At 43.5% G+C, this 14,491-nt stretch carries 15 protein-coding genes; 9 read left to right on the forward strand and 6 right to left on the reverse strand.

What is annotated here, in order from left to right; all coding sequences use genetic code 11:
- Positions 1–661: 661 nt before the first annotated feature.
- From FHS86_RS15065 to FHS86_RS15075, 3 genes are read right to left on the reverse strand one after another with little or no spacing between them, the layout of a single operon-like run.
- Complete coding sequence (locus FHS86_RS15065) at positions 662–1,213, reverse strand: hypothetical protein (protein ID WP_429415447.1); 552 nt, start codon at positions 1,211–1,213, stop codon at positions 662–664.
- Positions 1,206–1,955 (reverse strand): ImmA/IrrE family metallo-endopeptidase, encoded by a 750-nt coding sequence (locus FHS86_RS15070; protein WP_429415450.1) that lies wholly within the window; start codon positions 1,953–1,955, stop codon positions 1,206–1,208. Before FHS86_RS15070 ends, FHS86_RS15065 begins: the two co-directional genes overlap by 8 nt.
- Positions 1,948–2,292, reverse strand: a complete 345-nt coding sequence (locus FHS86_RS15075; RefSeq protein WP_429415456.1) for a helix-turn-helix domain-containing protein — start codon at positions 2,290–2,292, stop codon at positions 1,948–1,950. Before FHS86_RS15075 ends, FHS86_RS15070 begins: the two co-directional genes overlap by 8 nt.
- A 195-nt stretch (positions 2,293–2,487) precedes the next feature.
- On the opposite strand from FHS86_RS15075, the gene FHS86_RS15080 reads away from it, so the two are divergent.
- The 8 genes from FHS86_RS15080 to FHS86_RS15115 all read left to right on the forward strand — a co-directional run bounded on the left by FHS86_RS15080 (position 2,488) and on the right by FHS86_RS15115 (position 11,058).
- On the forward strand, positions 2,488–2,751 hold the full coding sequence (locus tag FHS86_RS15080; RefSeq protein ID WP_429415458.1) for a GNAT family N-acetyltransferase: 264 nt from the start codon (positions 2,488–2,490) through the stop codon (positions 2,749–2,751).
- Between the two features lie 308 nt (positions 2,752–3,059).
- Positions 3,060–3,431, forward strand: coding sequence for an START-like domain-containing protein (locus tag FHS86_RS15085; RefSeq protein ID WP_429415461.1), 372 nt, complete (start codon positions 3,060–3,062; stop codon positions 3,429–3,431).
- A gap of 141 nt (positions 3,432–3,572) precedes the next feature.
- Positions 3,573–5,054, forward strand: a complete 1,482-nt coding sequence (locus FHS86_RS15090; RefSeq protein WP_429415464.1) for an LptF/LptG family permease — start codon at positions 3,573–3,575, stop codon at positions 5,052–5,054.
- Entirely contained in the window at positions 5,054–6,253 is a 1,200-nt protein-coding gene (locus FHS86_RS15095; RefSeq protein WP_429415467.1) for a glycosyltransferase family 4 protein, read from the forward strand. Before FHS86_RS15090 ends, FHS86_RS15095 begins: the two co-directional genes overlap by 1 nt.
- Positions 6,250–7,437: a glycosyltransferase gene (locus tag FHS86_RS15100; RefSeq protein ID WP_429415470.1), complete on the forward strand. Its 1,188-nt coding sequence runs from the start codon at positions 6,250–6,252 to the stop codon at positions 7,435–7,437. The genes FHS86_RS15095 and FHS86_RS15100 overlap by 4 nt, the downstream gene beginning before the upstream one ends.
- Positions 7,397–8,650 (forward strand): bifunctional 3,4-dihydroxy-2-butanone-4-phosphate synthase/GTP cyclohydrolase II, encoded by a 1,254-nt coding sequence (locus tag FHS86_RS15105; RefSeq protein ID WP_429415473.1) that lies wholly within the window; start codon positions 7,397–7,399, stop codon positions 8,648–8,650. Before FHS86_RS15100 ends, FHS86_RS15105 begins: the two co-directional genes overlap by 41 nt.
- Before the next feature lie 102 nt (positions 8,651–8,752).
- Positions 8,753–9,754, forward strand: a complete 1,002-nt coding sequence (locus tag FHS86_RS15110) for an FAD:protein FMN transferase (protein WP_429415475.1) — start codon at positions 8,753–8,755, stop codon at positions 9,752–9,754.
- 122 nt (positions 9,755–9,876) lie between these two features.
- On the forward strand, positions 9,877–11,058 hold the full coding sequence (locus FHS86_RS15115; protein WP_429415478.1) for a 6-bladed beta-propeller: 1,182 nt from the start codon (positions 9,877–9,879) through the stop codon (positions 11,056–11,058).
- On the opposite strand, the gene FHS86_RS15120 is transcribed toward FHS86_RS15115, so the two are convergent.
- From FHS86_RS15120 to FHS86_RS15130, 3 genes are all read right to left on the reverse strand, one after another.
- Positions 11,055–11,285 (reverse strand): hypothetical protein, encoded by a 231-nt coding sequence (locus tag FHS86_RS15120; protein ID WP_429415481.1) that lies wholly within the window; start codon positions 11,283–11,285, stop codon positions 11,055–11,057. The genes FHS86_RS15115 and FHS86_RS15120 overlap by 4 nt on opposite strands.
- Positions 11,286–11,318: 33 nt before the next feature.
- Positions 11,319–12,563 carry a glycosyltransferase family 2 protein gene (locus FHS86_RS15125; protein ID WP_429415483.1) on the reverse strand — a complete coding sequence of 415 codons (1,245 nt, stop codon included), beginning with the start codon at positions 12,561–12,563 and terminating at the stop codon, positions 11,319–11,321.
- Between the two features lie 62 nt (positions 12,564–12,625).
- Positions 12,626–13,231, reverse strand: a complete 606-nt coding sequence (locus FHS86_RS15130; RefSeq protein ID WP_429415486.1) for an OmpH/Skp family outer membrane protein — start codon at positions 13,229–13,231, stop codon at positions 12,626–12,628.
- A 297-nt stretch (positions 13,232–13,528) separates the two neighbouring features.
- On the opposite strand from FHS86_RS15130, the gene FHS86_RS15135 reads away from it, so the two are divergent.
- Positions 13,529–14,443 (forward strand): proline dehydrogenase family protein, encoded by a 915-nt coding sequence (locus FHS86_RS15135; RefSeq protein WP_429415489.1) that lies wholly within the window; start codon positions 13,529–13,531, stop codon positions 14,441–14,443.
- The last annotated feature ends 48 nt before the right edge of the window (positions 14,444–14,491 follow it).

Raw genomic sequence — 14,491 nt, forward strand, 5'->3', positions numbered from 1 at the left:
GCCATCGGGCAACATTAAACTTATAATTTCATCATAGTTCATACCACAAATTAAAAACTTATCAAGTTACTCCCCAAATTTTTGGCTTGATCCATTTTTTAGAGCGTCCCGGTGAATAACCGGGAAGGTCGGCGGTTCATTCCGATAAGTATCGGAACGCCTCTCGCTACATTAAGGAAGAGACAGTTACATTTATTTGTGACTGTCTTTTTTCATTTCTTGCCAAGAACTTGCCAAGAATCCAGGTTTCTCAGGGATGAACTTCTTGTCAAAATACAGGAAGTTGTGTTTCCAATATTTCGGTTTGAATAATGTGTGAAATGATGTGCCATATTTCATGCTACCTACCCTTGGTTTGAAATACCACCAATGGCATCCGTTTCCAATGGGTTGACAAAATTACACTTAAATGCCAGTTGAGCGGCGCATTGGAAAAACTGAGCTTTGAATGATGAATGAGGAAACCCAGATTGGGTGGGCTCGTGGGGCTTTTTTGCATAATGCCCTTATGAGACAAAAGGGATTCGAGATAGAGAATAGGACACAGGTCGTTGTTTCTTAAAAGCAGTCAACACCGAACAGCAACGGCACCTTTTGTTTTATAAGAAAGTGTTATGCAAAATAGCATGGCTAAATATTTTGTTTAAAGTAAATTTGTTCATTAAATGAAACTTACATCGTTGGGCTGATAATCAAGAATTGAGTTGACATGTACAGGATAACGTGCTTTGTTTATTTTGCGTGTTGTTGCAATGAAATTATCGCAGCGCGCGATATCGAAGATTTGTCTTTGCAGTGCAATTGCTAAAATGTCAAGAGTTCCAAGATATTGTATATTGTTGGCCTCACAATAGGGGATAATGTCCCTGAAATTACTGCTGGCAATTACATCTTTCTCAAATTTAGCGACAGCCATATATGCTCTCTCTCCATCTCCAATCAAGGGGTTATTCTTTTTGATAAGGGCATATTCTTTCTTTATATCTAAATTTTCTTTTGGGAAAGGAATTATTGTTATGGTTCTTAAGAGATTAACCAAATTATCAAGATAGATTTTTCTGGATATGATACGTGCAACTTCCTGATAAACATTGTCGAGAATTGTAACTTTATGTGGTTCTAGAATGTTAGGTAATTCATACAATTCGCCTGCTGCAATAAAATGAGATATGACATCGGCATCAACAAGGATTATTAGGTTTGACTTACTCATAATCCTTCTTTTCGTCAAAATCAGATAAATCAATTCCTATATCTTCCAATAAGGAAAAATACGCGCTTTCGGAAATAGTGCCTTTATCGTATAATTCTTTAGCCATATCACCATAATTGCCAATAATCTGACCTTCATTACCAGGTTGGTATAAATCTTCGTTATACCCATATAAAAGCGCATTTTTAATTTTATCACAATTATATTCCTGGTATTTATAGGGATCAATAACCGCCATTTTTAATAGGCGATTTAATAATGCACTTCGGGAACAGCTGTAATAATGCTCAATTTTCAAAATAGTTGATAGTGTAATTTTATTCCTCCCCCATTCAGTTTCAGGTATCATCTGATACAAGCCATCTTCAGGGAGTAGCAGGTAGCTAGCAAAGACGTCGGCATTATACTCTTCAGGATCGCCTTTTTTATCGAATTTACCAGCATTACTCTTTTCAGCGGTAAAATTTTCCTGATAATAGAGGTGGTATAACTCATGACAGATTGTAAAATGCTGACGACCAATAGTGTGATTTGAATTTACAAGAATAAAATACTTTGCAGGATCTTTACCATTCACTTTTACAGCCATGCCAGACAAATCCCCTTTTAATGGAAGAAACACTGTATGTATATTGTTTTTAAGAAGCAGACTTTTTAATCGAATGGCTTCGGTTGCATTTAATCCATTTTTACGACGAAATTCAGCTGCTAATTGTTCTAATTTTCTTTCCCTTTTATCCATTGGCTAAGGCTGAGGACATGTTCACATAATTGGTAATAATTTTTTTGAACCGACTAATTGTTTCCATATCTTCTGGTTTAATTTCATCGGCGCGGAAGGCAAAGGAAGTAAGCAAATTTTGTTTTTCCGGGTTTTCCTCGTACAAATCGTATTCCTGGACATTGTACAAAAGAGCTAATTTCTCTACTACATTTTCCGGAATAGAGCGAGCATCGTTTTCGTATTGGTTTACCGCTGCTGCAGTAATTCCTAAATAGTCGGCAATAAAACTTTGTGTATAGGCAAATTTTTCACGCAGATTTTTAATGTTTCTGCTGAGAACTTCGTTCGTTTCCATAGTTTATAGTCTGTGATTGATCCTTGAATTCTGTTACAAATTAATGGAAAAAATAAATATCAAGCAATTTATTAACAGGTTATTTTATTTTGCAATTGTGTATTGCACTGACTTAGTGCGTCTATCAAAATTGTGTATCTGTTAATAAAAATATAGAAATTGCCCCGCAATAAAAGGCATAAGAGTTATCCTGCTATGAAAATTGGCCGATTGGCTGTTAATGTTGACTTCCAGGGACAGGGATTAGGTAAAATTATCCTTGACTACTCAAAACAATTGTTTAGTGAAAACAACCGGACCGGTTGCAAGTTTATTTCCGTAGATGCCTACAACCAGTCCCTTCATTTTTACGAGAAAAATGGTTTTGAGTATTTGACCACCAAAGATGCAGGTGACGATACCCGATTAATGTATTTTGATTTGATAAAAATTGTGGACGAAAACAGCTATGGCAATTAACTTATTTTTAGTGGCTTGAAGGTATTACCTATTTATTCCATTGGAGTTAATTAATAACCTGCACAATAAAGCATTTCCTTAACAACATCTTCGACTTTATCGGTTATTTTCAATGGTTCAACCTGTCCAAAATTGGTTCTTGCATAAGCGTTTAATACAGCCATTTCTCCCGATCAATCACGATGCTCCACTTTGATTGCAGACACTAACAGCAATATGCCGGCATCGTCTTTTTCCCTTTTTTCACTCCAATTGGTAATTTAAAACTAAAATGATATATTGCAGCCACCTGTTTTAACAATCCGAAAATGGACAAAGAAAAACTCGAACTGGAATATGTAATCAAATGCTCGCCCAAGGTGCTTTATAACCGCTTGAGCACGGCATCGGGCCTGGCCGAATGGTTTGCCGACGACGTAGCCGTAAACGGTAAAAAATATACTTTCTTCTGGGATGGTTACGGTCAGGATGCCGAACTGGCTTTTCGCAGGGAAAACCTCCTTGTTCGTTTCAACTGGATGGATGATGATTCGTATTTCGAGTTTAAAATTACCCGCGATGAACTTACCGGCGATGTTTCCCTGCTGATCATCGACTTTGCCGAAGCCGATGAACTGGAAGAAACACAAACACTCTGGGATTCTCAAATCGCCCGATTGAAACAGGTACTTGGCTCCTGATCATTCATAATTTTTTTAACACTTTATCGTTACATCTTTACTGAAAAGACGGGCACTCGCAGCCTTTTGCTTTTTATTGGCTTTTTGTGCCATCTTGTTCGTCCTTATTTTTAGTTTTGTACTGATGTTTAAAAATACCCGATGAAGCGGCTATACTCTTACATTATAAAAAGTTTTATCGGTCCGTTTATCTTAACCTTCTTCATCTGCATTTTCATCCTGCTGATGCAGTTTTTGTGGAAATACCTTGATGACCTGGTTGGGAAAGGACTCGAAAATGAAATCATCATTGAGCTGATGGCCTATGCTGCCATGAGCCTGGTACCGCTGGCACTCCCCCTTGCCGTTTTACTCGCCTCGATTATGACCTTTGGCAACCTGGGCGAACGGCTCGAACTGCTGGCCATTAAGGCAAGCGGCGTTTCCCTGTTAAAAATTATGCGTCCGCTGATGGTGCTGACGGTGCTCATTACCCTGCTGGCTTTTTTCCTGGCCGACCAGGTAATTCCGGTGACCAATGCCAAATTTGCTGCTTTGCTGTGGAGTGTGAAGGAACAACGTCCTGAAATGATCATTAAAGAGGGCATCTTCTCCAATGAGATTGATGGTTACAGCATTAAGGTAAACGATCGGGATGAGAAAACCAAGGCCCTGCTCGACCTCATGATATACGACCATTCAGAGAACAAGGGCAATGTAAATGTTACCGTGGCCGACTCGGGCTATCTGAACATGTCGGACGACAAACAGTTCATGATTCTTACCCTGTTTAACGGTCAAAGTTATACCGACCTGAAAAGCAATACCCGTAAATCGAAGGAGACCCACCCCTTCAGAAGAGAACGCTTCGACGAGCGGGAGGTGGTGATCAGTGTGAAAGATTTCGACCTCAAACGTGCCGATGAAAGTTACTTTAAGGACAATTACAAAATGCTTAAGAATAAGCAGATCAGCATCACAGTCGATTCGCTCAGCAGCCGCTACAGTCACCGCGAAAAGCTGGTAACCATCGGAATCAACTATAACCAGGTGCTCGACAAGCGCATTGTGAACCATTACCACCCCGACAGCATCGATGTCGATTCGATGATAGCCAACATTGAACCGATGGTGTTCGATTCGGTGTGGACTTCGCTGAGTCCCTCGCAGCGCTCACTGGTTCTGACCACCGCCCAGCGCCTTGCCCAGCAAAACCAGCGGGTAATCCTTCAATACCAGGCCGACCTTTACAGCCGGCTGGTTTGGATCAACAAACACATTGTGGAGTGGCACAAGAAATACACCCTTTCGCTGGCCTGTTTGCTCTTTTTCTTCATTGGTGCGCCGCTGGGTGCCATCATCCGAAAAGGAGGTTTTGGCATGCCGGTTGTAATTTCGATCGTTTTCTTCATTGCCTATTACCTGATATCGGTTATTGGTGAAAAGGTGGCTCGCGAGGGCGTATGGAAAATCGACATGGTGCTCTGGGTGCCAACGGGCTTGTTCATCCTGATAGGCATCCTCCTGACCCATCAGTCGGTAACCGACTCGCTGCTACTCAACAAGGAAACCTATAACCGTTTCATCAAACGCATCAATATTTTAGCCTTGCTAAAGACTTCAAAAAAAGAAGAAAATAAATAATGAAAATTCTGTTTCTGACCAACAAAGTACCCTACCCGCCCAAAGACGGAGGCTCGATTGCCACCATGGGCATGATCGATGCCTTTGCCTCGCTGGGACATCAAACAACGGTACTGGCCATGAACACGAAAAAGCATCATGTCACCCCGTATGAAATTCCGGAAACCGTCACGTCAAAAGTAACCCTGCACATGGTGGAAGTTCCGGCTCCTGTTGAGGTGGGATCGGCATTAAAGAATCTTTTTTTTTCCCGCTTGCCCTACAATGCCGAACGTTTTATCAGCACCAGCTTTCGGTCCAAGTTGAAAAGTCTTCTTGAAAGTCAAAACTTCGATGTCGTTCAGCTTGAAGGACTGTACCTTTGGCCCTATACCGACACCATCAGAAAATACAGCAAAGCCCTGGTGGTATACCGCAGTCACAACATTGAACACGAAATATGGGAACGCACGGTTGCCCAGTCGAAAGGAATTAAAAAATGGTACATCCGGCTTTTGACTTCGCGCTTAAAGGCTTTCGAGCAGGCTGCAATCAACCAGTACGACCTGTTGGTTCCCATTACGGCACGCGATGAAAAACAGCTGAACGCGATGGGAAATACAAAGCCCGCACTGCCCATTCCTGCCGGTTTTAACTTTGAGGAAGTTTACGAACCAGCCGACGATTTCGATTTGAACCTGTTTTTTATAGGAGCCCTCGACTGGTCGCCCAACCAGGAAGGACTGCTTTGGTTTATCGATTATTGCTGGCCCAAGGTACTTGCAAGAAAACCGAAAACAATTCTGAAGATTGCCGGAAGAAACGCTCCGCAATGGTTTAGCGAGCGCATTAGTCAGAAGAACATTGCCTTTCTGGGTGAAATAGACGATGCCAGGGCTTATATACGCGATAACGGAATCATGATTGCGCCCCTGCTTTCGGGCAGTGGAATGAGGGTTAAGATTATTGAAGGCATGATGTACCAAAAGGCCATTGTGACAACAAGTATTGGTTGCGAAGGAATCGATGTAAGAAATGAAGAAGAGCTTTTCATTGCCGACGATCCGGAAGTTTTCGCTTCCTATTTACTGAAACTGTTATCAAACAGAGAACAAGTCATTGCATGCGGAGAAAAAGCATTTAAATATGTCAGACAGCACTATCACAATGTTCCGCTCACACAAAAACTCGCCGCATTTTATACGCAACACAGCCAATGACAGCAGCACAAATCATATTCTGGTTAAGCGCCTGGGCCCTGGTCCACAGTTATGTTGCCTATCCGCTGATACTTCAATTCCTGCTTGTTCTTCGCGGGCAAAAACATTTCAGCACCTTCAACAACGATGATGGGGAATTACCAACGCTCAGCATTTTAATGGCTGCCTACAACGAGGAAAAAGTACTTGAGAAAAAGATTCGCTCGGTATTTGCCACCAACTACCCTGGCGAAAAAATTGAAATGCTGGTGGGCTCCGATTGTTCAAGCGATGGCACCAATATGATACTTGAACAACTGGCTTTAGAATTTTCACAACTCAAATTCACCCTGTTCAGTCAGCGACAGGGCAAGGTGAACATCATCAACCAGCTAAGCGAAAAAGCAAGCGGAGAAATACTCATTATTACCGATGCCAACGTGTTGCTTGAACCTCAAACCTTATTTGAAACCGTAAAGTATTTCGGCGATGAGCGCGTAGGCCTTGTCGATACCCACATGACCAACTACGGCATTGTTAAAAGCGGTATTTCCTTTCAGGAGAAATCGTACATCTCGCGTGAAGTCAGTGTGAAAGATCTCGAGAGCCGTGCATTTGGAAGCATGATTGGACCATTTGGCGGCTGCTTTGCTCTGCGAAAGACGCTTTTCACCAAGGTTCCTTCCACTTATCTGGTCGACGACTTTTTTATTTGCATGAATGTGCTGGCCCAAAAGCACTATGCCATCAACAGTTTGACGGCCCTGGTTTACGAGGATGTGTCGAACATACTGTCGGTAGAATTCAGAAGGAAGATCAGAATTGCCATGGGAAATTTTCAAAATCTGCTTCACTTCCGAAAACTGCTGTGGCCGCCCTTTACCGGGCTGAGCTTTTCATTTTTCTCGCACAAAGTACTCCGTTGGTTTGGCCCTTTCTTTTTGTTGGCTGCCCTGGTAACAAATTTCATATTATTCAATTACAGCACCTTTTACCGTATTGCCCTGGTGCTGCAACTTTTTGTTACCTTTTTACCATTTGCTGATATCTTTCTTAAAAAGTTTCAAATACATATCGTACTTTTGCGCTTCGCAACTCATTTTTATACGATGAACCTTTCCTTGCTGATAGGTTTTATCAAATCGCTAAAAGGTGTAAAATCAAATGTCTGGAAACCAACAGAACGATTTCAAGGGGAAGCTTAACACGATTGAAGAAGCCGTTGAGGCGATTCGTGAAGGCAAGATCATTATAGTAGTCGACGATGAAGATCGTGAAAACGAAGGAGACTTTATCGCAGCGGCAGAAAAGGTAACGCCCGAGATGATTAATTTCATGTCGAAAGAAGGAAGGGGGCTCATTTGTGTGCCGATTACCGAAAAACGCTGCGAAGAGCTCGACCTCAACATGATGGTGGGAAAGAACACATCGGTTCACGAAACCGCCTTTACTGTTTCGGTCGATGCCCTGGGGCATGGTACCAGTACGGGTATTTCGACTTACGACCGTTCGGTAACCGTAAAGATGCTGGCCGATCCGAAAACCAAACCCGAAGAACTGGGTCGTCCCGGTCATATTTTCCCTTTAAAAGCTAAAAACAAGGGGGTGCTTCGCCGCTCAGGCCATACCGAAGCGGCAGTTGACCTGGCACGCATGGCTGGTCTCGAACCTGCCGGCATTCTCGTTGAAGTAATGAACGACGATGGCACCATGGCCCGTTTACCACAGCTGATAGAAATTGCCGAAAAGTTTGAGCTCAAAATCATATCAATTGCCGACCTCATTGCTTATCTGCTCGAGAACGAAAGTCTGATCAAGCGAGGCGAAACAGCTGAACTGCCTACAGTTTACGGCGATTTTAAAATCATTCCCTACCTTCAGAAATCAAATGGGAAGGAACATGTAGCCCTGGTTAAAGGCGTATGGGAGCCCGATGAAGCCATTCTTGTTCGCATGCACTCATCGTGTATGACGGGCGATATTTTTGGCTCGATGCGCTGCGAATGTGGCGATCAGCTGCACAAATCGATGGAACTGATTGAAAAAGAAGGAAAAGGCGTGATTGTTTATCTCGATCAGGAAGGACGCGGCATTGGTCTGGTGAATAAAATCAAAGCCTATAAGCTGCAGGAAAACGGGCTCGACACAGTTGAAGCCAATGTTCACCTCGGTTTCAACCCCGATGAACGCGATTACGGCGTTGGTGCGCAGATACTGCGCGACCTGGGCGTCAAGAAGATGCGCCTGCTTTCGAACAATCCGGTGAAAAGGGTGGGACTGGAAGGTTATGGACTCAAAGTGACCGAGAACATCCCCATTGAAATCAGACCCAATGCCCACAACGAGTTTTACATGAAAACCAAACGTGACCGGATGGGACATACCCTGCAAAAATTCAATTACGATCCGGAAAAGTAAAAATACACTCAATACAAAAGGTTGCCGTTTGTTGCAACCTTTTGTATTTGCATCGCCTGAAATGGACCAATAGAATAAGCGTACCATCATATTCCTGCATAAATGAAGCATTACATTCTTACTGCATTGGTGCTGATCCTGTTTTCATCGTGCCAGCCCGGAAAAAAGGAGTATCAGTCGAATACCGGGCTGATTTTTGGTACCTACTACCATACCACCTACCAGCATCCCGACGGTGTCGATTTACAGGAAAGCATTGAAGCCGAACTGCAACGGCTCGATCTGTCGCTTTCGACCTACAAAGCAACTTCGGTGCTTTCAAAAATCAACAGGAATGAAAGCGGCGAGCCCGACGAACTTGTTCTCGACGTATTTCAGCGGGCAGTTGAAATTTCGGAGCTCACCGGCGGCGCCTTCGATGCTACGGTGGCCCCCCTGGTCAATGCCTGGGGTTTCGGATTCACAAAGAAAGCCGGCATCAGCGAACAGCTCATCGACAGCATTATGGGCTTTGTAGGCTGGCCAAAAGTTCGGCTTGAAAACGGAATGATTGTAAAGGACGATCCGCGTTCCATGCTCGATTTCAGTGCCATTGCCAAAGGCTACGCCGTGGATATGATCGGGCGTCTCTTAAACAACAAGGGATGCGAAAACTACATGGTCGACATTGGTGGTGAAGTAATTGCCTGCGGGCTGAATCCCGATGGAAAAAGCTGGCGCATTGGCATTAACGAACCCAACGACAATGAACCGGCTGTACCCGATAAGCTCCAGGCCATTGTGCATCTCAGCAACAAAGCCATTGCCACTTCGGGAAATTACCGGAACTTCTATGTTGAAGACGGAAAGAAATACGCGCATACCATCGATCCATCGACCGGTTATCCGGTACAGCACAGCTTACTCAGTGCCACGGTGATTGCCGACGATTGCATGACGGCCGATGCCCTGGCAACGGCCTGCATGGTGATGGGGACTGAAAAAGCCATGGAACTTTCAAAACAGCTCAGCAAAGTGGAACTGTTTTTGATATACAACGATGGCGAGGGAGATAACAAGGTGATGATGACGCCGGGATTTGAAAGCTATATTGAAGAAAAATAAAGCAGGAACAATAATTTGTTCTTTTTCGAATCACGACTATTTACGGCATTATTTTCGGGCACTGTTTCCCTATTTCAGCTTTATTGATATCTTTAGTACTTTGAAAGCCTTATTGTAGCAAGATGCAACGACTTCTGATTATAAGCATGCTGTTTTTTAGCCTGACATTGCAGGCCCAGGTGCGGGTGTTCATTCCCGAACCCTATGGTGACCGGTTTATTGAATCGGACTTAATCGAAGCCGTGACAATGATTCCGCTTGAACTTGAACGATATGGAATGATTGCTCCCGAGATGGAAATGAAAATCGACGGAGACAATTTCTTTATTCTCGACAACCGCTTTACCCAGTGTGTGTACCGTTTCGACAGCTCAGGTGTGTTGCTCAATACCATTTGTGAAAAGAAAAGTACCAATGCCTCAAACAATCTTCCCGAGCTGAACAACCCGGTTAAATTCAACATCGATCCCTACACCCAACACGTGGAGATTTACAATTTTGAAAACTCAACAATAAAACGGTTTGCATACGATGGGCAGGAAAAGGCTCAACTCAGTCTGCGTATCAGTCCGTCGGACTTTACGCGCGACGAAGCAGGAAACTACTGGTTGTATACCGGATGGAACAACAGTGAAAGCCAGTTTCGACTTATAAAAACCGATGCCAGTGGTGCAATTACTGACAAGAAAATGCGGCTGATCTCGAAATGCACTCCCACCGAAGGCTTTTCTTTTTACGCTTCCAAAACCGCTTTGCTTTTTTGGGAGTTACTGGGAAACACGGCCTATGCCATAGAAAACGACGAACTGACACCCCGTTACCTCTTCGATTTTGGCAGCCATAAACTTCCCCTCGACTACCACATGATGCCTGCCGACGAATCATTTATCATGATCAACGAAGCCGGTTATTATACTTTCAAAAAGTATCTCGAAAACAATAACTTTGCCTACTTCTTTCTCAACTATACCAGCAACATGCAACGCGAAATGTTCCATGTTATTCACGATAAGAAATCGGATAAGATGAATATTTATACCGAAAACTCCGGAATTGGAGCTTTTGATAAAGCACAGCATCTGAGTTCCGGTAACGAATTGTATTTTCTTGTTTCACCGCGAAAAATCAGACAATTACTTGGCGGTGGCTCCGATTACCTTCCGGCACCTTTTACCGAACTCGCTGAGAAAGTGGGGAGTTTACGCAATCCGGTTATTTTGAAGATAAAGCTGAAATCGGCCAACGATGCAATGCAGGAACAGGCAATTCCCGATCAGTCGGACACCCTGTATTTTCAGAACTAATTGCCGCTGAGCTTAAGTTGCTCCACTTTTATTTCACGACCTTTTTTCTGTTCCATTTTATCCCAGGTCTGGGCACAGGTAATTCCGTGGCTCATCATGTTTTTATTGCCACCAATGTGAGTATTGGGGAATTTGCGGCTCCGGCTGAAAATGATTTTAACAGCCATTCCTGCAATGGCAATTCCCAACAAAACGACGGCCAGTAATACAACGCTTATAAAATTCATATCTTGTTTTTTTCAGCTCACAAAAATACTGATTTATCTTGTTTTATCTAAAATCCGAAATTCATTTAACAACGATTTCACATCAATAGTAACACCCGGGCTTCGCTTTTCGTTCATTTGCAGTAAACGGGCTGCTTCGCCCGGCAGTGACTTTTTGGAGAAACCATGCTGCAGCGCAAAATTGAGCCATTTTACGATGAAAAAGGCATTGAACAGATGAAAGAAGCGTTTTTTAAATGCCGCAGCCGATGCACAATTCATGAGCAAATTTTCAATTTTATTCACCAGGTCCATTTCCTGTGCAAAAAAACTGAATGTCGTGTCAAAGCATAAACCCTGCCCGATGGCCTGCCTGTCGGCATAGAAGTTTTCTGCCTGTTGAAAAAAGCGCGACAGAACCGCATAGGCTTCCAGAGGGTACACCAACGCCAATTCTTTATTTCCCGAAAGATAAGAACTCAGTGCCGGTCCGGTTCCGAAAGGAACTCTGTCAGAGCATCTGGCCGATGGTCGTACAGTAGTGGAATTGATAAAGCCCACCGGACCGAAAGCAGCCAGTTTTTGCAGGAAATAAAAATCTTCGCCTGCCTTGCGCCGGTTCATTCCACCCTGAGCAACATAAGCTGCGGCCCTTACCGAGAAACAAGAACCCAGCGTATACATTGCATGCGGAAATCCGGTGTATTCAACAGCATGCTGGTGGTAGCGCAAATAAAGCTCATACAGTGCCATGGCCTCACCTGCTTTACCTTCGTCAAGCGGATGCTCAAAATAATGAACCGCTCCGGCACATTCAGTATTTTGTCGATAAAAGTTTTCGATGGCTGTAAAATAAGAAGGCTCAACCAGGGTATCGGCATCGAGCGAAATAAGGATTCCCCCGCGTGCCTGATGACGGTTAAAATGCGCCAGGGCCCAATCCATTCCGAGCTTACGGGCCAGCCCTGCACCGGCATGTTTCTCAGGCAAATCAGCAGCATAGACACTTTCGACCTGTAGCCAGGCAGGCAAGCGATGCTTCATGGTTTCAATCAATTGCAGGGTCTGCCGGTTTTGTTCCCGTACTTCAGCTGCAGCCTTTTCACCATGATTTACCACCACCAGTACGATCACCTTGCTTTCAGGTGGCCAACAGTTGCTGAGCGACATCAGGGTTTCGTGGAAGAGCGGCTCGTTCATACAAGGAATGATCACCAACATACCAGCCTGTGGCAGTTGCTCCGCCCTTGAAAAATGAACGGCATCCTTTTGTTTTTTCAGGTAGTGACTGGCAAACATAACGAAATAAAAAACCGTGCACTAAAGATAGTACACGGTTTCGATCTTAAAAGAATAGCTCTTTACTTTTTCGCCTTTGCATAACGGGCATTCAATCCGTCGACAATTGCTTTTGTAAGATTATGTTGTGGTGCCCCGACAATAATGTTTCCATTGTTGCTGAGAATGTAGTCGTAATTGTGGTTCTTATTGTACTCTTTCACATAATTCACAATACTGTCGACCAGTTGCAGGTTGATATCCTGTTCCATTTTGGCCAGCTTGTTCGATAATTCATAATCGAGTTGCTGAATTTCCTGCTCCTGTCCCAGAATACGATCACGTTCTTTCATGGCACGCTCTTCGGTAAGAAAGCCGCCACGCTGAAGTTTTTCCTGAAAGGCAACTGCCTGTTTCTCAAGATCGACCCGTTTTTTGCTGAATTCTTCGTTGTACTGAGTCTGTTTGCCAACAAATTCGTCGTTCAGATCGATCGAAAGCTGGTAATTAACTAATACCGAATCGGTAAGAATATAGGCGACTTTTAGTCCGCCGTTCTCTGAATTTTCAACTTTGCTGGTATTGTGGTTTATTGACTGCTTGTCACCTTTCCCGGTGAAAGTAAGTACAAACAAAACAAGCACGCCAGCCAGGGCAATCAGGCTAATTATTAAGGGTAACTTTTTCATTCGTCAGCTTTTTTTGTTTAAATGACTATGCAACGCACTAATGTTATCGACTGTTTTGATTTGGCCGGCAAGCAGGTCCGTTAGCATTCAACAATTGGTTTTTATCAGCGCAAAGATACTTTTTCTATTGAGTTATAAAAGCAGGAAAAGTCGTTTTGAACACAATTTGTGTGAACTGTCAAATGCTAAAAGTCATGACTTAGGGCTGACAATCATCATTCATTCCACCCTGCCGATGTGGTATTTTTAGTCATGGCTTAAATACCATTTTCAAAGAAACCATTAACAAGATTTACCATGTTTAATAAACTTGTCGCCACAACTTTGCCTTACGTGCCTAAGAAGGTAGTCTGGCTGTTCTCGAAACGTTATGTTGCCGGAGAAGATCTCAACGCAGCACTCGATGTTTCACGACAGCTGAACAAGGAAGGGATGGTTGTAACTGTTGATCTTTTGGGCGAATTCATCCAAACGATCGATGAGGCCAGGCAAAATAAAGACCAATACCTGCAAATAATCAGGTACCTGACCACACAGGGCATTGACGGAAATTTTTCGGTAAAGCCAAGCAGCTTTGGTCTGCTTATCGATAGTGAACAATGCTATGAGTACGTGCGCGAGGTGCTTGCAGAAGCTGCAAAAACACAAAATTTTGTGCGCATTGACATGGAAGATTCACAATGTACCACCATGGAAATTGAACTGTTTAAAAGGTTGAAAAAGGAATTTCCAAACAACGTGGGCTTGGTAGTACAGGCTTATATGCGTCGTACCTACTCCGATATCGAGGCCTTAATTAAAGAATGTCACTCCGATGAAGCCCCTCTGAACTTCAGACTTTGCAAGGGAATTTATGTTGAGCCGGCTGAGATTGCCTACAAGGATTATCATGAGGTTCGTCATCATTACCTCAAAGACCTCGAACTCATGTTTCAAAACGGGGTATATGCAGCCATTGCCACCCACGACGATTTTTTGGTACGCGAAGCCATGGCCCTGATTGAGCAATACAAAGTCCCTAAAAACCGCTATGAATTTCAAATGCTTTACGGGGTAACACCCGGCCTGCGCGACAAAATTGTTGCGGCCGGTCATAAAATGAGAATCTACGTGCCTTTTGGGAAAGAATGGTTTGGCTATTGTTCGCGCCGCCTGAAAGAAAACCCGAAAATGGTGACCGATATTATGAAAGCTTTATTTGTACGGGGATAAACAGTGAGATCTTTTACTTTAACACAAGAGCGTCGTAGGGAGCTTTTC

Source organism: Roseimarinus sediminis (genome assembly GCF_050433125.1).
Lineage (GTDB): Bacteria > Bacteroidota > Bacteroidia > Bacteroidales > Prolixibacteraceae > Roseimarinus > Roseimarinus sediminis.